The 24,675-nt window shown below is 60.5% G+C and carries 22 protein-coding genes; 2 read left to right on the forward strand and 20 right to left on the reverse strand.

From position 1 onward, the window contains the following. Positions 1–111: 111 nt before the first annotated feature. The 4 genes from ACEN2T_RS16915 to ACEN2T_RS16930 are packed head-to-tail and all read right to left on the reverse strand — an operon-like array spanning position 112 to position 2,451. Complete coding sequence (locus tag ACEN2T_RS16915; protein ID WP_032884857.1) at positions 112–762, reverse strand: DUF799 domain-containing protein; 651 nt, start codon at positions 760–762, stop codon at positions 112–114. Next, on the reverse strand, positions 759–1,121 hold the full coding sequence (locus ACEN2T_RS16920) for a DUF4810 domain-containing protein (RefSeq protein ID WP_032884856.1): 363 nt from the start codon (positions 1,119–1,121) through the stop codon (positions 759–761). The genes ACEN2T_RS16915 and ACEN2T_RS16920 overlap by 4 nt, the downstream gene beginning before the upstream one ends. A 29-nt stretch (positions 1,122–1,150) precedes the next feature. Then, a complete protein-coding gene (locus tag ACEN2T_RS16925) occupies positions 1,151–1,831 on the reverse strand; it encodes a CsgG/HfaB family protein (RefSeq protein WP_179179684.1) in 681 nt (226 codons plus the stop codon). A gap of 38 nt (positions 1,832–1,869) precedes the next feature. Continuing rightward, a complete protein-coding gene (locus tag ACEN2T_RS16930) occupies positions 1,870–2,451 on the reverse strand; it encodes a hypothetical protein (protein WP_442117045.1) in 582 nt (193 codons plus the stop codon). Positions 2,452–2,624: 173 nt separating this feature from the next. Here ACEN2T_RS16930 and ACEN2T_RS16935 point away from each other — a divergent pair, with 173 nt between their 5' ends. Together ACEN2T_RS16935 and ACEN2T_RS16940 are read left to right on the forward strand one after the other, a co-directional pair. Next, positions 2,625–3,236 carry a hypothetical protein gene (locus ACEN2T_RS16935; RefSeq protein WP_095186321.1) on the forward strand — a complete coding sequence of 204 codons (612 nt, stop codon included), beginning with the start codon at positions 2,625–2,627 and terminating at the stop codon, positions 3,234–3,236. A gap of 16 nt (positions 3,237–3,252) precedes the next feature. Beyond that, on the forward strand, positions 3,253–3,840 hold the full coding sequence (locus ACEN2T_RS16940; RefSeq protein WP_442117046.1) for a hypothetical protein: 588 nt from the start codon (positions 3,253–3,255) through the stop codon (positions 3,838–3,840). 936 nt (positions 3,841–4,776) lie between these two features. Here the strand turns inward: ACEN2T_RS16940 and ACEN2T_RS16945 are convergent. From ACEN2T_RS16945 to ACEN2T_RS17020, 16 genes are all read right to left on the reverse strand, one after another. Then, complete coding sequence (locus ACEN2T_RS16945) at positions 4,777–7,362, reverse strand: autotransporter family protein (protein WP_032884849.1); 2,586 nt, start codon at positions 7,360–7,362, stop codon at positions 4,777–4,779. Between the two features lie 525 nt (positions 7,363–7,887). Continuing rightward, positions 7,888–8,469, reverse strand: coding sequence for a hypothetical protein (locus ACEN2T_RS16950; RefSeq protein WP_095186323.1), 582 nt, complete (start codon positions 8,467–8,469; stop codon positions 7,888–7,890). Between the two features lie 25 nt (positions 8,470–8,494). Continuing rightward, on the reverse strand, positions 8,495–8,920 hold the full coding sequence (locus ACEN2T_RS16955) for a hypothetical protein (RefSeq protein ID WP_442117047.1): 426 nt from the start codon (positions 8,918–8,920) through the stop codon (positions 8,495–8,497). 174 nt (positions 8,921–9,094) lie between these two features. Continuing rightward, positions 9,095–9,313 carry a hypothetical protein gene (locus ACEN2T_RS16960; protein WP_032884847.1) on the reverse strand — a complete coding sequence of 73 codons (219 nt, stop codon included), beginning with the start codon at positions 9,311–9,313 and terminating at the stop codon, positions 9,095–9,097. A 54-nt stretch (positions 9,314–9,367) separates the two neighbouring features. Next, positions 9,368–9,847, reverse strand: a complete 480-nt coding sequence (locus ACEN2T_RS16965) for a hypothetical protein (RefSeq protein WP_442117059.1) — start codon at positions 9,845–9,847, stop codon at positions 9,368–9,370. A 699-nt stretch (positions 9,848–10,546) separates the two neighbouring features. After that, positions 10,547–11,029 carry a poly-beta-1,6-N-acetyl-D-glucosamine biosynthesis protein PgaD gene (gene pgaD, locus ACEN2T_RS16970; protein ID WP_032884843.1) on the reverse strand — a complete coding sequence of 161 codons (483 nt, stop codon included), beginning with the start codon at positions 11,027–11,029 and terminating at the stop codon, positions 10,547–10,549. Positions 11,030–11,031: 2 nt separating this feature from the next. Next, the gene (gene pgaC / locus ACEN2T_RS16975; protein ID WP_442117048.1) at positions 11,032–12,372 is read right to left on the reverse strand and encodes a poly-beta-1,6-N-acetyl-D-glucosamine synthase; all 1,341 of its coding nucleotides are present in this window, start codon (positions 12,370–12,372) and stop codon (positions 11,032–11,034) included. Positions 12,373–12,374: 2 nt separating this feature from the next. After that, entirely contained in the window at positions 12,375–14,372 is a 1,998-nt protein-coding gene (gene pgaB / locus ACEN2T_RS16980) for a poly-beta-1,6-N-acetyl-D-glucosamine N-deacetylase PgaB (protein WP_181640224.1), read from the reverse strand. A gap of 12 nt (positions 14,373–14,384) precedes the next feature. Continuing rightward, positions 14,385–16,865, reverse strand: a complete 2,481-nt coding sequence (pgaA, locus tag ACEN2T_RS16985) for a poly-beta-1,6 N-acetyl-D-glucosamine export porin PgaA (RefSeq protein WP_442117049.1) — start codon at positions 16,863–16,865, stop codon at positions 14,385–14,387. A gap of 318 nt (positions 16,866–17,183) precedes the next feature. Continuing rightward, the gene (locus ACEN2T_RS16990) at positions 17,184–18,680 is read right to left on the reverse strand and encodes a YdgA family protein (RefSeq protein WP_032884838.1); all 1,497 of its coding nucleotides are present in this window, start codon (positions 18,678–18,680) and stop codon (positions 17,184–17,186) included. 147 nt (positions 18,681–18,827) lie between these two features. After that, complete coding sequence (locus ACEN2T_RS16995) at positions 18,828–19,460, reverse strand: hypothetical protein (protein WP_032884836.1); 633 nt, start codon at positions 19,458–19,460, stop codon at positions 18,828–18,830. Between the two features lie 81 nt (positions 19,461–19,541). Further along, complete coding sequence (locus ACEN2T_RS17000; RefSeq protein ID WP_099602106.1) at positions 19,542–20,984, reverse strand: efflux transporter outer membrane subunit; 1,443 nt, start codon at positions 20,982–20,984, stop codon at positions 19,542–19,544. Then, a complete protein-coding gene (locus tag ACEN2T_RS17005; RefSeq protein WP_442117050.1) occupies positions 20,981–21,871 on the reverse strand; it encodes an efflux RND transporter periplasmic adaptor subunit in 891 nt (296 codons plus the stop codon). The genes ACEN2T_RS17000 and ACEN2T_RS17005 overlap by 4 nt, the downstream gene beginning before the upstream one ends. Then, on the reverse strand, positions 21,868–22,077 hold the full coding sequence (locus ACEN2T_RS17010) for a DUF1656 domain-containing protein (protein ID WP_003187469.1): 210 nt from the start codon (positions 22,075–22,077) through the stop codon (positions 21,868–21,870). Before ACEN2T_RS17010 ends, ACEN2T_RS17005 begins: the two co-directional genes overlap by 4 nt. Beyond that, the gene (locus tag ACEN2T_RS17015; RefSeq protein WP_032884832.1) at positions 22,074–24,152 is read right to left on the reverse strand and encodes an FUSC family protein; all 2,079 of its coding nucleotides are present in this window, start codon (positions 24,150–24,152) and stop codon (positions 22,074–22,076) included. Before ACEN2T_RS17015 ends, ACEN2T_RS17010 begins: the two co-directional genes overlap by 4 nt. Beyond that, positions 24,149–24,559 carry a MarR family winged helix-turn-helix transcriptional regulator gene (locus ACEN2T_RS17020; RefSeq protein ID WP_032884831.1) on the reverse strand — a complete coding sequence of 137 codons (411 nt, stop codon included), beginning with the start codon at positions 24,557–24,559 and terminating at the stop codon, positions 24,149–24,151. The genes ACEN2T_RS17015 and ACEN2T_RS17020 overlap by 4 nt, the downstream gene beginning before the upstream one ends. Between the last annotated feature and the right edge of the window lie 116 nt (positions 24,560–24,675).

A 24,675-nucleotide genomic window follows, 5' to 3' on the forward strand; every position in this document is an offset into this window, starting at 1 on the left:
GGGGGCTTGCCCCCGATGGGGATGGGTCAGTCACCCGATGCAGTGATTGACACTAAGCCATCGGGGGCAAGCCCCCTCCCACATTGATCTGAGGCGCGTTCAGAATCGAGGTCAGTCCGTGCCGTACTTCGGGTTACGCGGGCCGTACAGGATCCCGGCGCGTTGACCCGGCGACAGCAATCGCGCACTGGTGATGCCGGCAATCGGGTGCGCCGCATCGGTGGAGCTGTTGATCACCTGCTTGACCGCTGCCGTAATCAACATGCCTACCAGGCCGCCACCGTTGTTGTTGCCTTCCTCGCTGGACGCACGTGCGGTGCCGGTCCACAGGGTGGTGCCGGTGCGCAGGTCCACCAGTTTGGCCGAGGCGGTCACAGCAGTGTCGCTGGTGATCAGCATGTACTTGGTGCCGTACTCGCTGACGGTGATGTACAGCGCCGCGTCCGCGCCGAAGATGTCATGCAGCTTGGTCGGCGCCAGGCCTTGGATATCGTTGGCGGTGGTCAGGCCGTTCTGGCGGAAGGTTTCGTCCACCAAAGCGATCGGCAACACGTAGTAACCAGCTTCGGCCAGCGGGTAGGTCACTTGCGAGACCAAGCTGTACGAGGCCTGCACTTCCGGCGATTCGTTGATCGGTGGCAGCACCAGGATCGATTTCGGCCGAGCCTGTTTATACGCCGTGTAATCCACGGTCTTTGGCGTCGCGCAACCGCCGAGCAAAGCCAAGGCCAGCAGGGCGCCAGTGAGTTTCAACAGGCTCATTTGGTGGCCACTCCGGTCTTGGCGTTTTTCAGCAGAAAGTCCATGTAAGCAGCGGACTCGGGGAACAGTGCCTTCTCGGTGCGGAACTCCTGCACCATCTGGTCATCCTTGCCCATGCTCAGGTACAGCATGCCCAGGTGCGCGTGGTAACCCGGCGGTGCCTTGCGACCACTGGCGTTGATCTTTTGCAGATCGCGCTCCAGTGCCTCGACCTGCGCTTCCTTGGGCTCGCCCTTGAAGTACTCGTAAACCTGCGGCTGGTAGCTTTCCCATTGATACAGGGGTTGGGGCGCCGTGTGGCACCCGGCGACCGCCGCGATTGCTGTCAGCATCAGCGCCAACTTCACTGCCTTGCTCATCCGTGTACTGCTCCTTGAGGTGTTGCTGATCAGTTGCGCGGGTTCCAGGCGCCGGCGTTGATGCCGTCGACGAGGCGGTTGATCGCTTCGCGCATGGCCAGGTCCAGAACCTTGCCATTGAGGGTGGAGTCGTAGCTGGCGGTGCCGCCGAAGCCGACCACTTCACGGTTGGACAGCGCGTATTCACCGGCGCCCTGGGTGGAATACACCACTTCGGACGTGTTGATGTTGACGATATTCAACGCGACTTTGGCGTAAGCCACTTGGGTCTTGCCACGGCCGAGGATGCCGAACAACTGGCGGTCGCCGGTTTCTTTACGACCGAACTCGGTCACGTCGCCCGTTACAACATAGTCAGCGCCCTTGAGCTTCTGCGCGGTGCCTTTGATCGCAGCTTCCTGGGAGATTTCGCCCATGTTGTCGCGGTCCAGCACGCTGAAGCGATTGGTTTGCTGCAGGTGAGTGATAAGGATGGTCTTGGCCTGACCGCCGAGGCGGTCGACGCCATCGGAGAAGATGCCGCGCATGTAGCTGGAGCGGTTGTCGAACTTACCTACAGCAATCGGCACGCGCACGCCGGAATAGGCGACGTTTGCACTGGCGACTTGCTCTACCGGCAGGGCTCGGTTGCTTTCGGTGGCGCAACCGGCCACGGTCAGCAGCGCTGCGACGGTGAGGCCTGACAGCAGGATTTTGGAGAGTGCTTTCACGTAGTGCTCCTGAGGTGATAAATCGGGGGTAGATAGCGTTAGCGAGAAGGAATGGCGCGCAGGTCATCGACGATGTCGCGACTCAAAACGCCGGTATAAAAACGCTCGACGCTGGAGTTACCGGAGTTGGTGATAATGCCGCCCATGGTTCTCCATTTTTGCGCCTCGCCCATTACGCCAGCAGGCACAAGGTTGTTACGCGTCTTGGCAAAATGCAGCACCTCGCCAGCGCCCTTCTTGACCTTGACCTGATAGCTGAAATCGACAGCGGCCAGAATGGTGTTGTCATCAACGATCAACGTCGAGAGGCCGCCTTTTGAGTCCGGGATATGGCGCGTATAGACAATGCTGACATCCAGCAGGTAATCGGCCTTTTCTTTGCTCGGCGCATAACGCTTGGCGCTGAGCAGACGGTCGACCAGATCGACGCCGAGTTGTTGGCGAACCTTGTCATCCGGCAAAAAACGCTCGTTCTTGCCCACGACCTCAACATCAAACGTGTCGAGCCAGTAAGTGGCGTTCTTGGGAATGGTGACCGGCGCCGGGGAGATGTAGTACTGCGGCTTGGAGGCGCAGCCCGCCATCAGGCAGGCAGCAATGAAAATGGCGAACACGCGCATGTATGACTTCTTCCCTGAAAAGTATCGTGCTTTAAACAATCGCGGCATTTTACGGGGTTGAGAGGGCTTCTCAAGTGCTTTTGGTCGCCTGCGTGCGCCGCCGCACATTCCTCAAGTTGTGTAACATCCTGTCGAGACACTGTTTTGTGTTCGTTTATTAATAGGGATATTGCGTGTTTAAAGTTTTCCTTCGGGCTACGGCCCTGATCGCGACGCTGTCGATGACCGGCTGCGTTTCCTACACCGTCACCGGCCCTATCGCCGCCCCGCTCCACCCGGTAGCTGTCAGCAGTCCACGCAGCGCGCAAATCGCTGATGTGGCGGTGAGTGCTGCCGACGTTAACGAGGCCAACAAGGCTGCCATCAGCAGCTCCCTGACGGCCCAGATCAGTCAGTACGTGCGCACTGCGGGTTACTTCAAGCAGGTCACCGAGTATCCGGTACGCCTGGGAGAGCAAGACGTAACGCTCAAATTCAACATGACTTCTCTCAAAGGCCATCGCAGCCCGCACCCGGCGTACGTACCCGGCGCGCTGCTGACGCTGACCATCTGGATCTGGGTCAACGGCCCGATCTACGTCGACAGCTTCGAGGTGGCCGGCGACCTGGTGATCGTCGACCGCAACGGTAAAGAGCTGGCCAAAGCCAAGGACTCGATCAAATTCGAACATAACGTCGGGCTTTACAGCGGCCAATATTGGGCACCTTCGATGGGCGGCCAACAGCTGACCAAGCTGGTCGGGCAACTGCTCGATACCGCCACTGCCAACTTGGCCAAGCCATAATTTCAAGGAGCGAAGCATGAAAGGATTGATGAAACACAGCCTGGTACTGGCCGCCGTGTTGTTGACCGGTTGCGTGTCGTATTCACAGCACGAACTGCCAACCGTGCAACCCTGGCCGCCAACCGCTAACACCCCGGCGCAAAAACCCACGGCGTACGTGCACACAACAGCGCAAAACCACGTCAACGGCGGCCCGGGCAACGCTGCGGTCGGCGCCCCGGTGGTGCTGTGGGAAAAGGCCGTGGCCGATTCCTTTCGCGAGTCCAACCGTTTTACGCGGGTGAGCACCGACAAGGTCGACTCGGATATCTACGTGGATGCCACGCTGCATAACAACGAAGAGTACAGCCCGGTGTCGGCGTTCATCACCGGCTTCACGTTCTTCATCATTCCGTCCACGGCGAAAAATATTTTCACCTTGGAGACGGTGTTCAAAGACAAGGATGGCAAGGAACTGGGTCGGGTCAAAAAGAGCGAATCGGTGCGCACCTGGATGCATCTGGTGCTGATCGTAGGCATCCCATTCCAGGCCGATACACGCGAAGTCGTGGAAGCGCTGACGCGCAGTACGCTGGATGAAGCGGTGCAGCGCAAATTGCTCTGACCTCACCCCACTGAAGCAGGCACAGTGGGACTTGTTATGTGATGAACAGAAGCTTTTTTGTGGTGAACAGGGGCTTTTTTGTAGTGAGCAGGGGCATTTTTGTGGTGAGCGGGCTTGCCCCGCGCTGGGCTGCGAAGCAGCCCCTGGTACAAACACCGCACCCTTTCAGACAGAACGCATTGTCTGGCCGTGGGGCCGCTTCGCAGCCCAGCGCGGGGCAAGCCCGCTCACCACAGATCGGTGTTGCAACCTGCTAACCCGTGCAGCGCAAGTTGCTCTGACCTCACACCACTGAAGCAGGCACAGTGGGACTTGTTATGTGATGAACAGAAGCTTTTTTGTGGTGAGCAGGGGCTTTTTTGTAGTGAGCTGGGGCATTTTTGTGGTGAGCGGGCTTGCCCCGCGCTGCGCTGCGAAGCAGCCCCTGGTACAAACACCGCATCCTTTCAGACAGAACGCATTGTCTGGCCGTGGGGCCGCTGCGCAGCCCAGCGCGGGGCAAGCCCGCTCACCACAGATCGGTGTTGCAGGCTGCTAACCGGTGCAGCGCAAGTTGCTCTGACCTCACCCCACTGAAGCAGGCCCAGTGGGGCTTGTTATGTGATGAACAGAAGCTTTTTTCTGGTGAGCAGGGGCTTTTTTTGTAGTGAGCAGGGGCATTTTTGTGGTGAGCTGGGGCTTTTTTGTGGTGAGCGGGCTTGCCCCGCGCTGGGCTGCGCAGCAGCCCCTAGTACAAACACCGCGTCCTTTCAGAAAGAACGCATTGTCTGGCCTTGGGGCCGCTGCGCAGCCCAGCGTGGGGCAAGCCCGCTCACCACGGATAGGTCTTGCAACCTGCTAACCGGTGCAGCGCAAGTTGCTCTGATCACAACCCAAGCAGGGCTGATCTGTGGTGAACAGCCTCACCACAAATCAGTATTACGGCCAGACGGTTGCTTAGAACGCGTAGCGTGCTTTGAGCATTACGCCGTCAGCATCAAAACCACTGCGCGCCTGGCGCGTATAGCTGGCGCCCACGCTGAAGTCCGACACCTGATAGTTAACGCCAACACTGGCCTCATAGCTGTCACGCGCCACCGACGCACCGGTCACGGTAAACGCTGAACCACCGGCCACGAAGCTGGAGGTTTGCGCCACGCGATCACCCATCAGGTCGTGATAGGCCATCAAGGTCGCTTCCGGTTGCAGGCTGCCAGCGCCCATCGGCAGGTTGCCCGCCAGACGCACACCGGCGCCCAACTCACCCACTTCATAACGCTGCGAACGCGTGCTCAGTGCGGCCGAGGAGCCTTTCTCGTCGTAGCCATCCATGCGCACGTTGGAATAACGCGCAGCCACCCGTGGCTCGACCACCACCGCTTGCGACGGCTTGAAGCTGTAGCCACCGATCACACTGGCCGACAACACATTGCTGTCGTAGCTGCCCTTGGCCGTGGTACCGGCGATATGGCGCTTGCTGTCGTTTTCGTTGTGGCCGTAGCTGAGGCTGCCATCGACAAACCAGTCTTGCAGCGACCAGTTGCCATACAGCGACAGTGCGTGCCCCTCGACGTCGGTCTTGTTGCCCAGGTCCGAATGAATATTCGAATTGAGGTAGCTGTAAGCCACGCCCAGGGTCGTGGTGTCGCTCACACGACTGTCCACGCCCACCGCCATGCCGCTGCTGTTGGCCGAGTAGCCGTTGTTGCCGCCGCGACCGTCCTGATCCATGTTGCTGCTTAGGCCCTGCACCCACACACCGCCGGCTTTTTTGGCTTCACGCTGCTCGGTGAGGCGGTTGAAGATCGCGCCGTTGACCACGGTCTGCCCGGACAAGGCGATGTCCAGCGCGCCACGGTTGACGTCCGGCGCGAGCTGGTCACCAACCCGTGCCAGTTGGTCGGCGGTGCCGGCGTTGGCCAGCGCCTGGAAGACTGCATCGTCTGCGCTGAGACGGCTCAGGACACCGTTCTTGAAGGTATTGACCGCCGTTGCCGACGCACGGCTCGCGCCCACGCCAGAGAGGTCTGTCTCAACTTGCTGGTCAGCCTTGACCGCCACCACGGCCTTGACCGTCTGCGCATCGGACGAGTAGCTGAGCACATTCAGCAACGCAGAAGAGCTGCCCACGGACAGGCCGTTGTCTTGCACGCTGGTGGCTTGCAACAGGGTGTATTGCGTGCCGTCGTTGGTGCTGGCGAAGTCGCCGGGGTTAGCGCTCACAGTCAGCTTCGACGCCTGGGCGAAATTGGCGGCACCGTTGACGGTCAGGTACGGCGTGGTCGGCACGACGCTGTCGGACAGGTGCATATCGATGCCCGCGCCGCTGGCGACGTTGAGGTTGCCGGTGATGGCGGTGCCGGGCGCCGACAGGTTCAGCGACCCTGAGTTGACCGACACCGGTGCGATGATGCGGTTGCCGGTGAACCCCGCCTGGCCGTCGATATTCACCGCGCTCAGGTTGAGTACATCGCCAATGATGTCGCCACCGGTCCAGTTCAGGGTTGCCAGGTTGCGCGCATCGATGGCCGTGCCGGCGTTGCTGCGGATTTCGCCGGCTTGCTGGTTGATCTCGAACGATGACGTTTGATCGGGGCCGACCAGAATCGCCGTGCCATCGGCGATGACCGTGCCACGGTTGACGATGCCGCGCGAACCGCTCGCGCTGTTCTGGGCGAAGGTGGCCTCCAGGAACTCAAAGGCATTGGCATTGGTGCCCTTGGCCTCAAGCGTGCCGGTGTTGAGGATGTAATCGATGGTGCCGTTATAAAAAAATATGCCTTTGGCGTCATTGCCGTTGGCAGAAATCAAACCGCTGTTTTCGATACGCAGCGGGCTGGTATCCGTTTCCACTTCGATGCCCCAAGCGCCTTCACCCGTGGCCTTGATAGTGCCGGAGTTGAGGATCTTGCCGCCGATGGTGGTGGGGGTGAAGTTGTCGCGATCCAGCACGATGCCGATCGCGCCTTCGCCGGCCATGTCGATCAGACCAGTGTTGGACACATCGCCGCCGATGGTGGTGCCGTGCAGGTAAATGCCCTCGCCCCCACCGATATAGAACGGCGGCGGTGCAGGCGCCGACGGTGCCGTCGAAATGATCGTGCCGGAGTTGATCACGCTGCCGCCAATGTTGGTCTTGCCGATTTCCAGGCCTTCGTCGCCACCGTTGTTCATCAGGATGTTACCGGCCTGCACCACGTCACCGGTGACAGAGCCCGGGTTGAGGTTGGGCGGGCCAGTCCAGTACATCGGGTCCAGAGCAAAGCCCCGCACGGTGTAGCCGTCGGCATTCAGCGTGATGTCAGCGCGGTTGATCAACGAACCCTGGATATGGGTATCGGCGACACCCAGCCCGGCTGGGGGCGCACTGGTCGGTGTGGTCACCTGGGTGGTTTGCCCGGTGAGGATCAGCGACTCGTTGTAGGTCTCGCTGACAAACTGGGTCTTGCCCGCGCCAAGGTCCACTTCCACCGCGAGCACTTGCGTGCTGATGGCGCCGACCATGATTGCCAACAGGCTTTTCTGGAATTGCTTACGCTTCATTTCAAACTCCATGAACTACAGGTCAAAACCGCCAACAGGCCCGGCGGCAGTAGGTGTATCGAGTGAGGGATCAACGGATCCAGAGGCATGCCCTCGGCGCGTTTGCGTAATACGCGCGCGCAGCCATTCGCACCGCACAAGGCAGTGGCGAAGAAGGGAATAGGGGGAAAAAGGCTCACATCAATCCTTAATGTTTTTGAAAACGCTGCAGTCCATGCAGCCCGACCGCGTGCGGGTGGGCGCGGTAAAGACCTTCAAATGTACGAAAAGGTTCAGGATTGTGTCGGAAAGTTGTGTAGTCGATCACAATGCGGCGGTGTTAGCGGGGAGCGGGATTCCACTGGGCGGGGGCTTATCGTCCGGCCGTCGTCCAAATGGCCACCGGGTTTGGCGACGATTGAGTGAACCGCCCATCTGCTGGCGATTCTGCTGCGCAACGGCTTTGATCGGTTGGATGCGATCAGTCCATGCTCAATGCCAACCCGGCCTGAGTTAAATCAGGCGGCCGTGGTGCCGCCCATCCCATCATTGCCCACGGCACACGTTGTAGGCCCGGTTCTCGGCGACCTCTTCCATATGCTTGCCGACGATTGAGTTGAGCACCAACAGGCGTTCCGACTTCCCCGTCGGTCGGTAGGCAGGTCCCTGAGCATCACTGTGCAGACTGAAACCGCTGGCGGCCAACGCCTTGACCAGTTGCGTGCGCTTGAGCACATCGCCGTTGCCACGAAAGTCGCTGACAGTCAGAAACACGATGCGGTCTTTCTGCAACAGCCAGATCGGCCGATCACTGGTCTGGCTTTCGAAGATGTAGGCACAGTCCACAACGGCAGCGGGAAAACTGGCCTGGCGAACATAACGCCCACTCTCATACCCCACCAGCGTCACCAGCCCAGGTTGCACCACGGCGATTGCATCCTTTGTCTGGCCGCCCTCCTGAACGCCGTAGTTCGTATAAGCCCAGCGCAACCTTGTGAACTCAGCGGGCGTCGCCTCCAGCGCCAGGTCGGCCCGGATCCGCGCCTGATCTTCCGCACCCCGGTAGGGCAGGCCCTGGCAGCCCGCGAGCGCCGTCAGGCAAAGGAGGATAAAAGCTCTGTACAGCATCTGAAATGTCCTTGTTTGTTGATTGTCAGCCACAGGATTTACCGCCATCAAAACGGTCCGCGAGGCTGAGCACCTGGGCCAGATTGCCGGGCTGGATCATGATGGTATTAGCGTCCAGCAATGCGCGCTCAGGCTCAATCCAAAGCGTGCCGACCAAATAGGCGGCCGCTGCTGCGAGCACCACCACCACAGCAATCCGACTGACCATAAATCGCAGCGTTGCCCGCGGCGTGCGAGGCTGCTCAAACACAAACGCGAACAACAGCCCGATGGCGCACCACAAAACACCGGCCGCCGCCGAGCCCAACATTGACGCACGCCTATCGAAGTAGACCCAGACCAGCATGAACGCAGTGGCACTGACGGCCATTACCAGCAGGCACAACCCCTGCGCGACTCGACAGCCGATACTCAACGTGCGCGCCAGTGGTGTCGGAATACGGGGATTCATTGATCATCCTTGAAGAGAGAAAATAACTCAGCGCGCCGATTATCCGGGTTGTCGAGGCCAGTCGTCCTGCACATTATAGCGACACACTAGTTTAAATTAAAAAAGCAGTTTCACTTAATAGCTCACCGATCAGAGTTACACCCTAACCAAGAGGTCTCTTCTATTACAGGAACACTAACGGACATTAAAAAACCAAAGCACGAAACCTAAAGCAAATCCAGCCACGGCCATTTGCAGATAGAAAAATACATGCGCCTCCAAGAGGCTAATAATATCCTCACCACCACTCAGCCAATAACCCGCTATCTGAAAAAATGCACACATAGACACTAGCGCTAACGCCGAGGCGCAAGGCAGATAAACGGCTACCCACCAGGGTTCATTTTTTCTCATGGCCACTCCTTGCTATGTAAATACGCTGTCTCCTTTCAACTTTATGCAGAGACGCTAAGTACGACGACACTTCCATACAATTGCATAAGGCAACTCATCATCCAGCGAGTCTAGCGACCGAAAATGATACACCACTGACGCGCTCTCCAAGCTTTTATGAATAAAGGCGCCATCAGACATTATTCGATAAGAAGCATGCTTCATGACGTCACCCATCGCCGTCAATGCTTGTTTTATTTGACTATAGGTCGCCCCTGCCCGCTCAGGTATTAGCACTTCTGGTGGATAACCGAGAGCCATATCATCACTTTCAACTTCTCTGAAACAGGCTCGCCGAAACGCACCCTGACTGGCAGCCCAGTAAAACGAGAGCACCCTCAGCGTGTCCTGTCCGTTCTCATTAATCACATCGGCCAGACAGTATTGAGTGTCTGAAATGCTGTAGACACCCTCATCAATGAGTGAACGGGAGCCCTCGGGTATATCAAGGACATCATCCTGTTTGAATCTAAGCAAGCGAGGCCATTGGATCATCACCGTGACTTCCTGATTTATTTGATAAATTCGTGGTTCTCTGTCAACTAGCAGTGCAATGGGAAAACCACAGGGATCAGACCACTATTAATGTAACCGTGGTCTGACCCCTATTTCAAGGGCAGGGAAACCAACATCAAACTTTGACCAACCAAAGAATCCGAGCTAGTTGGACATTCGCGCTACCTGAAGCCCCAACACATAGATTTATAACAATAAACAATTATCAAAAAGTTTGGCGACCTAAAACCGAATCTATTAATCCGACAGGCGGCAGCTGTTTTGATATCGATTCGTCGGAGAACTTAGAAGCTGCCACTAGTTGGCCGCCAAGTTATTGCGCAGTAAATTAGTAATGGGAAATGCAGAAAAGTTCGCGGGGGTGGGCCTGGGAACTGGATCGCAATAATCACTATTGGCAGGATGAAACAGCCGCCGATGAGGGAGCGTCAGCTAATAAATCTGTAACTGACCCACCGCTACCGGTGCATGGATATAGACGCAAATATTAAAGGCTGCCACACGACTCTGTGGTGAGCGGGCTTGCCCCGCGCCGGGCTGCGAAGCGGCCCCATTAAGACCCGCGCGTTTACTCAGTAAAACGGCGGAGGCAGGTTTTGGGGCGGCTTCGCAGCCCAGCGCGGGGCAAGTCCGCTCACTTCAGAGTTATGGGTCGGCCTTTAGGCGTTGTTTAGCGCACTAGCTGGCGTCTTTGTTCTGGACAGCGCCAGGTACCAAGGTCAACCCCGGTTTCTCCACGTCACGAGAGACATGGGATTTCACTTCCGACACGCCGCCCTCTTCGTCGTTATGAATCACCAGCACGCCTGGCCGGCGCAGTTGCTCCAAGTCGCCTTCTGCCAGGCTGAAGCTTTCGCTCAGGCTCTTGTCGCTGAGGGCCTTGGCCTGGGCGCGACGCTGGGCGAACTTGCGCCCCTTGCGCTGCTGGTAGCGTGCCCAACTGACCAGGATCACGGCGTTGAACAACGCGATCCAGAGGTAGATCTGCAAGGTGTTGAGCGCCGCAAAAATCGGCGCGTCAATGCGCGGGCCGCCGTGGGTATCCAGCATCGAGGTAATCCCTCGCGCCAGCAGCCAAACCAATCCGGCCCAGGCCATCAGGGTCAACACCACGTCGATGATCCACATGACGGTACTTTGGCGAGTTCTGACCAGTTTCATGATCACGCCTCCTCTTCAACAGGTTTGATGCCACGATCCGGGCTGACCCAGCGCGCGCGCTTCTGGTGCTGGTTGAACAGCACCTTGGGGAAACTCACCAGGGTGGTGAACAGACTGACCAGCCAGAACACCATCGGGTACCACACGGTCCAGAACAGGGTTTTCCACAGGTCTTTCTCGTAGCGGCGGTCGATCAGGATGCTCACGGCAAATTGCAGCAGGCATACCATCGCCAACACCAGGCCGGTAAACGCGGGCGGCATCAGTGAGTCCACCGCGATCGCCTGGGGCAGCGGCGTGAATTTGCCCACGCCCCAAAAGATGACCGACAGCATGAAGGTGAACGCCCAACCGGTGGACAGGCAGTATTCGAACAACAGCGGCCACAGGTAGCGGTGACGCCATTGCCAGATGCCACGGATGTTTTTGAACAGTACTTCGGCGCCACCCTGGGCCCAGCGCAGCCGTTGTTTCCACAGGCCGCCGACGGTTTCGGGCATCAGAATCCAGCACAGCGCGCGGGGCTCGTAGAAGATGCTCCAGTGGTCGAGTTGCAGCTTCCAACTGACGTCGATGTCCTCGGTGATCATGTCGGTGGACCAGTAGTCGATGCGGTCCAGCGCCTTTTTACGAAACGCCACCACCACACCCGACACGGTGAAGATCCGACCAAACACTCGTTGCGTGCGCTTGATCAAGCCAATGATCGACGAGAACTCGCCCACCTGCACGCGGCCGATCAAGGTCGAGCGTGTGCGGATACGAGGGTTGCCGGTCACGGCACCCAGGCGCGGGTTGTCGAGCATCGGCGCGACCATATAAGCCGCCGCGTTTTTATCGAGCAATGCATCGCCGTCGATGCACACCAGGTATTCGCTGCGCGCCGCCACGGCACCCATGCGCAAGGCCACGGCCTTGCCCTGGTTCTGCGCCAGGTGCAGCACCCGCAGGCGTGGATGCTCCAGCGCCAGGGCGTCGAGCACTGCGGCGGTGTTGTCTTTGGAACCGTCGTTGACCGCGATCACTTCGATGTTCGGGTACATCTGACCGAGGGCCGCATGAATGGTGTCGGCGGCGTTATCACCCTCGTTGTAGCAAGGGATGATGATCGAGATCAGCGGGTTGCCGGCCAGGGTCGGCGCCGGGGTGTCTTCTTCCCAGGGCCAGTGGCGCTCCCAGTGCAGCCAGAAGTACAAGCCGCCGGAGATCCACAGCGCCGACATGAACAGCGGGTAGAAAAACACGAAGTCCATCAGGAACTGCCCGGTGACCAGGAAGATCAGTCCCAGGGGCACGCCTAATACCAGTGCCAGCACGAATAAAGCCAGGATTCTGTCGATCATGGTCAAGGGTTCCATTGGTTGGAAAGGGCCGGACGCACAGTCTTCAGGTCCGGGGAGTTTTCCAGGAAATTGTCCGGGTAGTAGCCAAAACTCGTGACACCCTGGCGCTTGAGTACACCCATCCATTCAGCCATTTGCTCGGCGGACAGGTCGGGGGCTGCCGGGGTGCGCCAGTCTTTGGCTTGCAGTTCGAATACCGTTCGCTGCATCGCACCGGGGCGGGCTTTGACCGTCGCCACCAGTTTCTCCAGCCAGGCGTTGGAGTTCTTCAGCGTCTCCCCTTCCATCAGCGGCATGGCCATGGGCGCGGTCCAGTCGTAGGTCTGGAGGAAATCGTCGAGGTTCTGCGCGAACCAGGCTTCGCTTTCTGGGTTGAGCATCGGCTGCGCGAAGATGTTGCGCGCGGTCAGCACCTGCGGCCCAGAGATAGCGCGGACCTTGGCGGTCAGCTCCTTGGTGAAGTCGATCAGGTAGCGGCTCTTGAAGCGCGTCCAGCGCTGCATCACCGCAGGGTCGGCGCGCAGGGCCTCGATGCTGCCCGGCAGGCCGTTGGCGGCATAGGCCTTGAGCGCGGCGGGGCTGGCGTCTTCGAAGTCGGAGAACACCGCATCGTCGTGGTACAGCACACCGTCGATGGCACTGTTGCGCGCCAGGTCTTCATAGATCTCGCCAATGATTTTGCGCACTTGCGGGTCGAACGGCGACAGGCGTTTGTATTGATCCGGGTCGATGCCCACTTTGCCGGTTTCCGGGTCCCAGCGCGTCACACGCGGCAGCTTGGGATCAAGGGCGAAACTCAGCACTGGCATCCAGGCATACACGCTGGCATGGGCACGGGTGTGCAGTTGCCAGGCGACGCGGTTGAACAGGTCGGCGCGCACTGGCAGGTGGCGGTTGGGGAAGTACAGCGAGCGGACCAGGCCGTCACCCTTGGGGTCGGCGAAGGCTTGCAGGAACACCGTGCCGGCGCCCATGTCCACCACGCGCTGCACCAACTGGTCGAGGTTGCGCGCCTGTTGGGCCGGGTCCGGGTCGTAGACGTTATCCAGGTCCACATGCAACACCCGCAGCGGTGCCGGGGTTTGCACAGCGACGATGCTGTTGGCGAAATGCTCGCCGTCCGGGTCGGAGGCCACCAGAAAGCGCGGGCTGTTCATCAGGTCATCGGAGCTGTCGAGGCCGTCTTCCAAGGTCAGGGCCATTTGGTAGCCCTGCTCGCCAACGATGGCCAGCGAGGTGCCTTTGGCGGCGCCGTACGGCCATACCCAGACCCGTGGTTTCTTGCCGGTCACGGTTTGGATCTTGTTGGAGATCGCGACCACATCCGCACGCAACCGCGCATCGAACTGGGCCTGGCTTTCATAACGACCGGTGGCCGGGTCATAACGCAGGGAAGTCGCAGCTGGCTCCAGGTTGCCCTGGGGGTTGGCCAGGATGCCTTTGTGATTGGCATCGGTGTGCGCGGCGATTTCCACCAGGCCGGACTGGGACACTTCGCGAATCTGCTGCCAGGTCAGGAACTCACCACGCGGCCGGGGTGAACCGGCAAAATCCACCGGCTGGTTGAGCGGTGTGTCGATCCAGCTGCCCACCGGCGCCAGCAACGCCGGCCAGTGGTAGGCGCGCAGAATAGGCAGCACGCGGGTGTAGAAGCTCGAATAGCCGTCGTCGAAGCTGAGCATGATCGCTTTGGGCGGCAATGCCGGGCCGCCATGGCGGGCGGCCAGGATCTGGTCAACGCTGACCGCCTGGTAGCCGTTCTCGCGCAACCAAGCCAACTGCTCGATCAAACGCTCGGTACGCACCGCCACCACGGCCTGGTCAGGATCACGATCCGACACATCGTGGTAGGCAATGCCCAGGAAGTGGTTTTTCGGCCACGCCTGTTCGTTGAGCGGTGTCGGCCGCTCGGCGGGTGGAGTGAAAGGTGCGGGTTGCTGGGCGCAGGCACTGGCCAGCAATACGCCCAGAACCAACAAGCAACGGCTGAGGAAGGTCATGGTCAGGCTCTTTTAGAAACGGTAAGTGAGGTCGACGAGCAGGCGCAGATCGCGTTCGCGATCACCGTCGTAAGGTCGGCTGATCAGGCTCAGGTTGGCGCCAGCGTCGAGTACATCGTTCCAGCGATAGCGTTGGCCGTAGCCGATCAACGCCATGCCGCCGGTGGAGTAATCGCGCTGGCTATAGGTACCCGCACCGACCTGGAACTGCTGACTCCACTGGGTCTCGTAGCGGTGATAGAGCACATGGTTGATGTTGATGACGGGCAGCACGGTCAAATCCGACTTCGGATTGAAGTACACCGTGTCTTCCTTGCTGTTGCGGCTGGCGCCGACTTCCAGGCCCAGGTCCACTTGCACTCGCGGCGAGCTGTAGAGGCCTTCGCGGCCGCTGAGCAAGGCTTCGAAGCGGTCGTTGCCGTCGCTGAAGTGGGACGGGCTGAGGGTCAGTTTCCACTCGCGGCTTTCGTTGGCGCGCCAGCGAATAAAACCACTGCCGCCGTTGGCGGTGATGCGATCATTCAGCGCGCGCAACGGCGTGGTGCTCAGCAGGTAGCCGAGGCTGCCGCCGTATTGCCAGTTGTCGTTGATGTCGCGGGCAATCGAGATCGCGGCGCCTTGTTTGGAGCCATCGCCGTAGGAATGGTTGGAGACCTCGGCTTCGATGGTCATGTCACGGGTGCGCCGCTCCACGCCGACAACCTGCCAACGATGCTGGCCGGTACCCTCTTCGAAATCTGCGCGGGCATAGCCGGCACCGGCAAACAGGCGCCAGTCTTCGTCGATAGGCGGCGTGTAGAGACGGCTTTCGATGCCCCAGTCACGGCTCCCCGACACCGCACCCGCTTCGCTGTCATTACCGCCGCCGAAGCTTTTACCCGTGTAAGCCTCGACGCGCAGCTCGGCCATGTCATGCACATCGCGCAGGCGGCTAAGGCGCTGCACCTGACGGTTATCCGGGTTGCGCGCAACCACGTCGTCGGTGAGCACGTCGAGCTGGCGCCACTCCTGCAGGTCCATGGCGGTGTAGGCCTGGCTCACTTCCAGGCCGATGTCGCGCGGGGCCTGGGCTTCGGTTTCCTTGAGAATGCCTTCGGCGCGCCGGGGCAGATCGCGGGCGCGATACATGTCAGCCTGGGCCAGACGCAGGCCGACGTTGCCCGGTGCTTTTGCTACCAACGCTTCCAAACCGGCTTCGCTGCCCGGCAGGTCGCCACCGTAGACGCCGGCCTGGGCCGACAGTTGCTGGGCGTCCATCCACGCATCGTTGGGGTTGCCGATGGGCAAGCCCTTGAGCTCGACCCGAGGGTTCTGGCTGTTGGCGAGTCCTTTGGCGACCTCGTTGGCATCCTCGCCTTTGTCGCTTTCCTGCAACGCGTAGAACAGCGCGGTGGTGTCTTCGACCCGATCTTCGGGCTCCGCGTCGGTGGCGCTCAGCGCCTGGCGATACAGCGGCTCGGCTTTTTCCGGCTGGCGCTGGTCGAGGTAGGACGCGGCCACCCAACGCACGGCGTAGGTCGGCAGTTGCACACCTTCGGCCTTAAGCGTTTCGTACTCGCGAATCACCTCGGCGGTACGTGCACGCGCCTTGAGTGCACCCAGGCGGTCGATGCGCCAGCGCACCACATCGTCATGGGCGGTGGCGTCCGGGGTCCAGCGAGCGAGCAGTTTGTCGTAGTCCGCCAGGGCGCGGTCGGCAATCACATAGCGTTCTTTTTCGCTGCGCGTGGCGAACTCGGCCATGCGCACCCGTTCGGCGGCGAGGTCACCTTCGAGGCGGCGCTGGGTCACCGGGTCCAGCAGGCCCGGACGCTGGGCCGACAGGCGCAAAGCGGCTTCCGGCAAGCGAGCCTTTTGCAGGGCGACGATGTATTCGCGGGCGACTTCAGGCTTGTCGCCAGCACGGATAAACGCCTGATCGAATTCAAACAGCGCGTCGTAGTTCAAGCCGGCGCGGGTCAGCGCATACCCCAGAGCCATGCGCCGGTTGGGGTCGTCTGGCTTGGCGGCCACCAGCGCGCGGGTGCGTTGCACGGCTTCATTGGCTTTGCCGCCGTCAGCCTGGGTCAGGGCCAGGCCCAGTTGCAGGTCGACGTTATTCGGTTCACGAAGCAGCGCCTGGCGATAGGTCGCCTCAGCCTGGGGCCACTGCTTTTGATTGCGATAGGTGCGCGCCACGGTGGCGAGCGCCTGGGTACTGAGGTTGCGATGTTTACCCTCAGCTTCGTACACCTTCAGCACTTCGGCGTCCTGCCCGGCCCAACCGGCGATCACCACATGATCGCTGACCTGGCCTGGCGTCTGGCGCTCGGCAGACAGCTGACGCAATTGCGTAAGGGCGGGTGTGAAGTTGCCGTTGCGCGCCTGGATAATCAGCGCGTCATAGGCCGGATCGGCCATGGCGAAAGTGGGCATCAACAGCTGGCTGCATAAAGCTGCCCCGATGAGCAGTCGCAACCGGCCTGATGCACTGAGTGGTAGGTTTCGCAACATATCGTGAGCTTCCTTACACACGGAAAGCTGTAACGATAGGTGATCCTGAGCGACATGCTACAGGGTGCCGGCGTCTAATGACCCGGCCTAGCTTTCCTGTGTGAACTATCTCTTAGGAAAGTAGGGAGAAGACCAATTCAGAACAATTGTTCAGAATTGATGGGTAGCCGCTGAGTCGGGCCTGCACAAAACAAATGTGGGAGCGGGCTTGCTCGCGAATACGCAGTGGTGACTGATCCACTGCATTCGCGGGCAAGCCCGCTCCCACATTTTGACTGCATTTCAAGCAGCCTCACGAAGAGGCCGAGTGTTGAGGCGTTACTGTGCGCCGCTGACCGCACCAACTTTGGCCATTACAAAACCAATGAACTGCTCGACGGTCATCTTCTGGCCGTTGAACGTCACTTCATTGTTGGCGTAGTGCAGCTTGGAGACCACGTCGCTACCGACCAACGTTGCCAACTGCGTGCCAACCGCCATGCCGCTGACCATCTCGGCGGCCATCTGGGATTGCTGCTCGATGGCTTTCGGGTCGGTCACGCCACCGAGTTGGGCTTGCAGTGCGGAAACGTCAGCGATCATCGGCTTGGAAAGGGTCAGATTGGCATCCAGCAGCGCAATCATCTGCTTGCCCAGCTCAACTGGCGGCAGCTCCATGGACACCGGTTTAGCCAGGTCTACCAGCAGGCTGAACTTGCTTTCACCGTGGGTGGTTTTCAGCGACAGGTTTTCCACAGCCACTTGCGGCTTGGCAGCCAGGACCTGATTGACGTTGGCTTCAGCCAGGGCTTGCTCGGCTTCAGTCAGTTGCAGCTCGGGGGCCGGCTGGTTGGCTGCGGCGGCGGCTTGCACCGGTTGCATCTTGTCCTGGTACAGCTTGGTCAGCACCAGCATGGCCGGGATGTCGACATTCTTCATGCTCACGGCCAAGGCCGCCGAACCTACAGGTTTACCCTGGTAGCCGATCTCGTCGATCTTGTAGTCGACACGGCCGGCCAGGTTGTTGTCCTTGGTTTCGCTGGAGTCTTTCTGCTCGAAGCCTTTGACGGTCAGCACGGCTTTCTGCGGGCCGAAGGTGAACTTGCTGTCGGTCAGCTCAACGGTGTTTTGCCCGGTGTAGAAGCCGAAGGTGGATTTTTCCAGGTTGCTGGCGATGGTCAGCCCAGACAGCTCAGCTTCGAAGTGCTCGCCCTTGGCGTCTACCGCGGCGACCTTGACGCTGTTCATGAAGCCGTCGGCCTTGACCTTCTGGCCTTCGGCAGTGCTGTCGAAATTCATGTTCGCGCCGGAGAAGCTCACCGAAGACGTATCGTCTTTGAACTCCAGGGGCAGCAATTCGATATTGCCGTTGACCGAACGGGTGTAACCAATGTTGGCTACGCCTTTGAGTGGCGATACGTCTTTGGCGGCGGCGAACCACTTCTCGGTGGTGGCGTTCTTTTCCAGCTCGTAGTGACTGGTGGCCATGACCGGCAGCCACTTGAGTGTCACCAGGCGCGAGAACGGCAGCGGGCCGTGTTCGATATGGTCGACGAACAGCAGTTCCGGATTAGGGTTTTCTTCGCCGAAGACCGAACCCTGGCCTTTCAAGCGGTAATGGGCGGTGCTGCTGAACACGCCACGGTCCAGGGAGACCAGCTCCAGGGCCACAGTGCCATCGACGCCGGCCATGGAGGTCTGCAGTTCCTTGTTGGCGTTCTGGATCGCGGTTTGCAGCACCGGCTCCAGTTGTTTACCGGTGTACCAGGCGCCGCCTGCACTGACGACGCCTACGGCGACAACAAAACCCAAAAGAACGACTGCTGGCTTATTCATGAAGTGACCTGATCAAATCCTGTGAGAAGTGGGCTGTCTTCCTTGAACCCCGATGGGGTTGGCTCAAGCCCGCCGAAAACGGGGGAAGATTAGCACTGGCGGCCGCGAAGGGCCCAGATTTCTCAGAGGTTCAGGCGAGCAGTTGGTTCACGAGTATTCCAGTTCGATCTCGTCGAGTTGGTGATCGAAACTCTTCAGCCGCGCCGTCCAGGTGTACACCAACACCTCAAATTCGCGGTGTATCACCGCGTTGCCGGGGGTATCGGCCTTGGGGTCGCAAAAATCCAGTTGGTAGCGTTCGCGGGCCATCTGCGTCGCGACGTCAGACAATTCACGCGCATTGTTAAGCCAATGCCTACCATCGGCGACCTGCTGATCGAGGGCCACGCACTGTTTTTTCAGGACTTCGAGGCTTTTTTCCAGGGGGGTGCCGGTGAGGTCGCCCATGACCTCCTGAAAGGTGCGACCCGGCTGCCAGTAACTGCCCCAGAAATAACGATCGAACACGGTTTCCACACGCCGGAGCGCGACCTTGGTGTCCCAGATCGCCACGCGGGTCTTGCCTTGTTCGAGAAGTTTTTTCTTGATCCGTTGATTTTGGTAAGAGGCCCAGGCCACCACGCCGATGGACAAGGTGCCGATCACCAGGCAGGCGCTGTCGAGAAAGACCATGGCCTTGTCGAGCTGGTGGGCGAGCATGACGCCGTAGAAATACGCGGCCGATAACAGCACCAGTGCGAGGAGCACGCACCAGAAAGCGGGAGCATAAGGGTTTTTCATTATTGGAATCCCCATGAGCAAACGCGAGCAGTGTCAGGTAGGCCATCACGGCGGCCCACCTGACAAAGCATAGCTACCCGCTCAGGGTTTGCCGGGCTGTGACGCTTGCGTTCGTCCGCTTTCCCAACCGCCGCCCAGGGCCAGGAACAGATCGATCTGGCTCATGGCGACCTGGGTATTTGCCGCCGCCAATTGCGCACGCACATCGGTGTAAGTGCGGGTGGCTTGCAGGTCGGCCAGGAACGACGCGCGGCCGGCCTGGAAGAAGCGATGGGTCTGCCCCGCCGCTTCCTTGGCCGACTCGCCGGCTTCGGCCAACGCATCACGGCGTTGCAGTTGCGCGGTGTATTGCGCCAGACCGGTCTGGGTTTCGCGAATGGCGTTGAGCACCACCCCATCGAAATGCGCCAGGGCGCCCTGGGTGGCGGCTTCGGCTTCGTGGACGCGGGCCCGGGCGCCGTTGGTCGGCACGGTCCAGCTGATCATCGGGCCAAAACCCCAGCGGTTGGTCGCAGGCGTGCCGAGGTTGTCGAGCAAACCGACGGTGCCCACGGTGGCGCCGATGGCGATGTCTGGGTACAGGGCGCCGGTGGCCACGCCGATACGTGCGGTAGCAGCGGCCAATTGGCGTTCGGCCTGGCGCACATCGGGACGCCGCTTGAGCAGCGCCGCGCCGTCACCCACAGGCAACAACTGGGCAATGTGCGGCAGCTCGGCGCAGTTGCCGGTGCCCGCCGGCAGTTGGTCCAACGGCTTGGCCAGCAGCATCGACAGGCGGAACAGCCCGGCCTGGCGCGCAGCTTCGTAGCGCGGCATGTCGGCGCGAAGGGATTTGTACTGGGTTTGCGAGCGGGTGACCTGGGTTTCATCGCCACGGCCGGCGTCACGCAGGCGTTGGGTCAGCTTGGTGCTCTGGGCTTGCAAGTCCAGGGACTCGTTGGCAATCGCCAGCTCTTCGTTGGCCGCACACACCTGGGTGTAGGAACGCACCACATCGGCCACTAGGGTGATGCGCGCGATATCGGCAGCGGCCTGAGCGGCATCGGCGCTGGCCTGGGCGCTTTCGATGCCCCGTTGCAAGGTGCCGAACAGATCGAATTGATACGAGGTGGTAATGCCGACGCTGCCGATGTTACCCACCGGCACTTTGTCGGCCAGCAAAAATGCTTCGCCGGACTCCTGCAGGCGCTGCGCCTCAGCCTTGGCGCCGAGGCTCCAGCCGCCGGCGGATTCAGCCTGTTGGGTCTGGAACCGCGCGCGCTGCAAATTGGCAGCGGCCACGCGCAAGTCGGTGTTGGACGCCATGGCCTGGCGCACCAGCTCATCCAGGCGCGGGTCTTTGTAGAGTTTCCACCAGTCGGTCGGCACCGGTGCTGACACCACGTTAGAGCCCTCGCCCGCGAGTTGCCCTTGCAGGTCGCCACGGTTGACCGCGGCCTTGTCCGGCAACTGGTAGTCCGGGCCTACCACTTGGCAGGCCGACAGCAGCAAACCCAACGCGGCGGTTGCCAACAGTTGCTTCATGGCGTGGCTCCGTCATTGGGCTTGTCGCCAATGATCGAAACCGTGGCCGTACGCCCGGCGATCATGCGGAAGTCCGCCGGCACGTCGTCAAAGGCGATGCGTACCGGAATCCGCTGGGCCAGGCGCACCCAGCTAAACGCCGGGTTGACGTTGGGCAACAGGTTGGAGCCGCTGCTGCGGTCGCGATCTTCGATACCGGCGACGATGCTCTGCACGTGGCCGCGCAAGCGAGAGTTATCACCGATCACGCGGATATCCACCGCCATACCGACGTGGATGCCGTCGAGTTTGGTCTCCTCGAAATAGCCATCGATATGGAAGGAATTGCTGTCCACCACTGACAGTACCGGCCGGCCGGCGGTGACGAATTCCTGGTTACGCGGCGCCCGGTCGTTGACGTAGCCGTCCACCGGGCTGCGGATTACTGAGCGATCCAGGTTCAGTTGGGCCGAATCCACCGTCACTTGCGCTTCAGCCAGGGCCGACTGGGCACGGGCCACGCGGGACTGGCTTTCTTCCAGTTGCTCGCTGGGCACCAGGTTGCCGAGGCCACGGTTACGCTTGTACTCGCGCTGGGCCTGGGCCAGGGTTTCCTGGCGGTCGGCCACGGCGGCCTGGGCTTGGCGCAGGGCCAGCTTGAAGCGGTCCTGGTCGACGGCAAACAGCACCTGGCCCTTGGTCACCAACTGGTTGTCGCGCACGTCCACGCGCTGGATGAGCCCGGACACGTCCGGGGCGATCTGCACGATGTCGGCACGGATGTGCCCGTCGCGGGTCCAGGGCGCAAACATGTAGTACATGACCATGCGCCACACAACGACGACCGCGAAGCTCACGATCAGCAGCGTCAGGACTACACGGCCGATGGTCAAAAAAGGTTTTTTCATGTCATCAGGTATCGACTGAGTGAGTCCACCGCGCCCAGCAACAGCGCGTAGAGCCCCACATTGAACAATGCCCGGTGCCAGACCAGGCGGTAGAAGTGCATGCGCGTCAACAGCCCGTGCACCACCAGAAACAACACGTACGTAATGCCCATCAGCACCAGCAGCGTGGGCAGGAACACCCCGCTGATATCCAGATCACCGATCATAAAGGCGCTCCATCAGGCAACGGCGCCTCCATCTCGGTGCCGCCAATAAATTCGACGCCAGGCAACAACGCCAGGCGCAGGCCGGCCAGGGCGTGCAACAGGTGCAGGCGAGTATCGTCCTCGTCTTGCAGACCCTGGCCGTTGAGGGCCCGGCGTGTGCGGTCGAGGGTCATCAGCAGACCGCTGGGCGCGGGCAAGCGTTCACCCGCCTTGAGGCAGGCTTTGAAGTAAGCGCCCACCCCTTCGACGACCTGGTTGAGCAACACCCGTGGCACTCCAAGGATGCGCGGCGAGTACGCCAGCAGGTCGAGCAGGTTCAGCGCCACGCGCAAATCGCGCAGGGCGATGCCGGTGTCCTGGCCGGTGAGTGCCAGGCGCGGCAGGTGCTGCATGAGGCGATCGAGCATCTGCACGGCGAGGTGTCGGTGTTCGGCCAGGGTTGCGGGCTCGGTGAGGCCGACGATGTCACGCCAGCTGAAACGGGTCAGGCGCTTGGCGGCGAATTCGGCGCCGAAAGGCCGCGCGACCAATGTCCACACAAACGCAAACAGCAGGCCCACGGGCCCGGCGAGGTTGACGTTGGCGAAGTTGAGAAAGTCCGCGTCGTAGGCACCCTGGATGCTGATGAACGACGAGGTGTTCACCAACGTCAGCAACATGCCCAGGTAGAAGCGCGGCTGCACAGTAAGGGTACCGATGCAGATGAACGGCACCGCAAACGCCAGCACCAGCATCGGGAAATCGTGCAGGTTGGGCAGCACCAGAAACAGGTACAGGCTGGCGAACAGCACCGACATGGCGGTCCAGAAAAAGAACCGGTAGATCTGTGGCGCCGGATCGTCCATCGAGGCGAAGAAGCTGCACGCCACGGCGGCCAGAATCACCGCGCTGCCGCCGTCGGTCCAGCCCAGCAGAATCCACAGCACCGAGGCGACGATGATCGCGGTGACGGTAGAAAACGCCGAATAGAACATCAGACCACGGTCAAGGAATGGCGTGAGCCGGCCCAGGCGCCAGTGACGATACACGGCGCGCCAGCTGTCCTGGCTTTCGCACTGGATGGCCGCTTGCAGGCTGCGGCAGTCTTGCCACAGGTCGATCCATTCGCCCAGGCGATACAGCGCGTTGGAAAACAGCAGGGTGTGGCGGTCGTCCAGCGCCTCGCCTTGGGGTTGCAGGGCGTCGACTTGGTCACGCAGGGCGCGCCAGCTTTCCAACGGTGCACTTTGTTGAGTGTTTTCCAGCCACTGGCTTGTGGCTTCCAGAATCGGCTGGATGCGGTCGAGAAATTCCGGCGCCCGATGTTCGATGGCGTAGAGCGCATCGTCGAGGGCATCCACCACCGGCAGCAGGTGGATCATGCGCCCGCGCAGTTCCTTGGTGTTACGCACCGTTTGCGGCCGCGCGCCTTCGTGAGGCAATTGGCCGATCATCAATTCGAGGGTGTTGAAGGTGGCGACCATGCCGCTGCGCAAAGTGCTGACTTCTTCACGCTGCACATTGCGCGTCAGAAAGCGTTGGCTGTAGACCTGAGCATCGGCAAACCACTTGGCCACCGAGCCATCGAACACGGGCATCAGGCGGCGCGGCCAGAACATCGCCCCCACTACGGCGGCGACCGCAATACCGAGGAAGATTTCTTCGGTTCGCGCCTCGGCCACATCCCATACCGCCAACGGGTTATCCACCACCGGCAGGGCGATCAGCGGCAAGGTGTAGCCAGCGAGCATCAAGGCATAGTTGTTGGCGGTGCGCAGGTGCATCGAGAGGAACAGCAAAGTGCCCGTCCACAGTGCGATCACCACCACCAAAATGTACGGCGACTGCACGAACATCGGCACAAAAAACACCGCCGCCGCCGCGCCCATCAAGGTGCCGATGGCGCGGTACAGGGCCTTGGAACTGGTGGGGCCGACAAACGGGCTGGAGACGATGTACACCGTGGCCATCGCCCAGTACGGACGCGGCATTTGCATCAGCATGGCGATATAGAGCGCGATCATCGACGCGGCGAAAGTACGCACGCCGTAGAACCAGTCGCGGGCCGGCGGAAAACCGGTAAAGAATCCGTTCAAAGCGTCGCTGCCTCAAAGGCCCGCAGCACACGCAGCGCGGCTTCCATATCGGTGGAGTCGATGTCCGCCAGCACTTCACGGCGCAGGCGCACCAATTGGACTTCCACCGCTTGCACCAGCTCACGGCCACGCTCGGTGAGGCTCAAGGCCTTGGCGCGACGGTCGTGGACATCTTCGGTGCGGCATACGTAGCCGTCACTGCACAGGCGATCGAGCAGGCGCACCAGGGATGGGCTCTCCATACCGGATGCCTGGGCAACTTTGACCTGGTGCACACCGTCGCCCAAGCGGCCGATCATCAACAGCGGCACGGCGCAGGCTTCGGAGATGCCATAGCTCACCAGCGTGGTCTGGCAGATTTTGCGCCAATTACGGGCGCCCACCACCATGCTGCTGCTGAGGTTCATCTGGAGTTGTTCGAGGGATTGAGGCACTGGATAGTTCGCATACAGTTAGTTTGCTAACTATCAATATGGTGGAAGGAGGAGGATGCGTCAAGTTTTGAAACAATTTTGCGGATGGG

Origin of the sequence: Pseudomonas sp. W22_MBD1_FP4, assembly GCF_052113765.1 — a bacterium.
In the GTDB taxonomy this organism is placed as follows: Bacteria; Pseudomonadota; Gammaproteobacteria; order Pseudomonadales; family Pseudomonadaceae; genus Aquipseudomonas; species Aquipseudomonas sivasensis.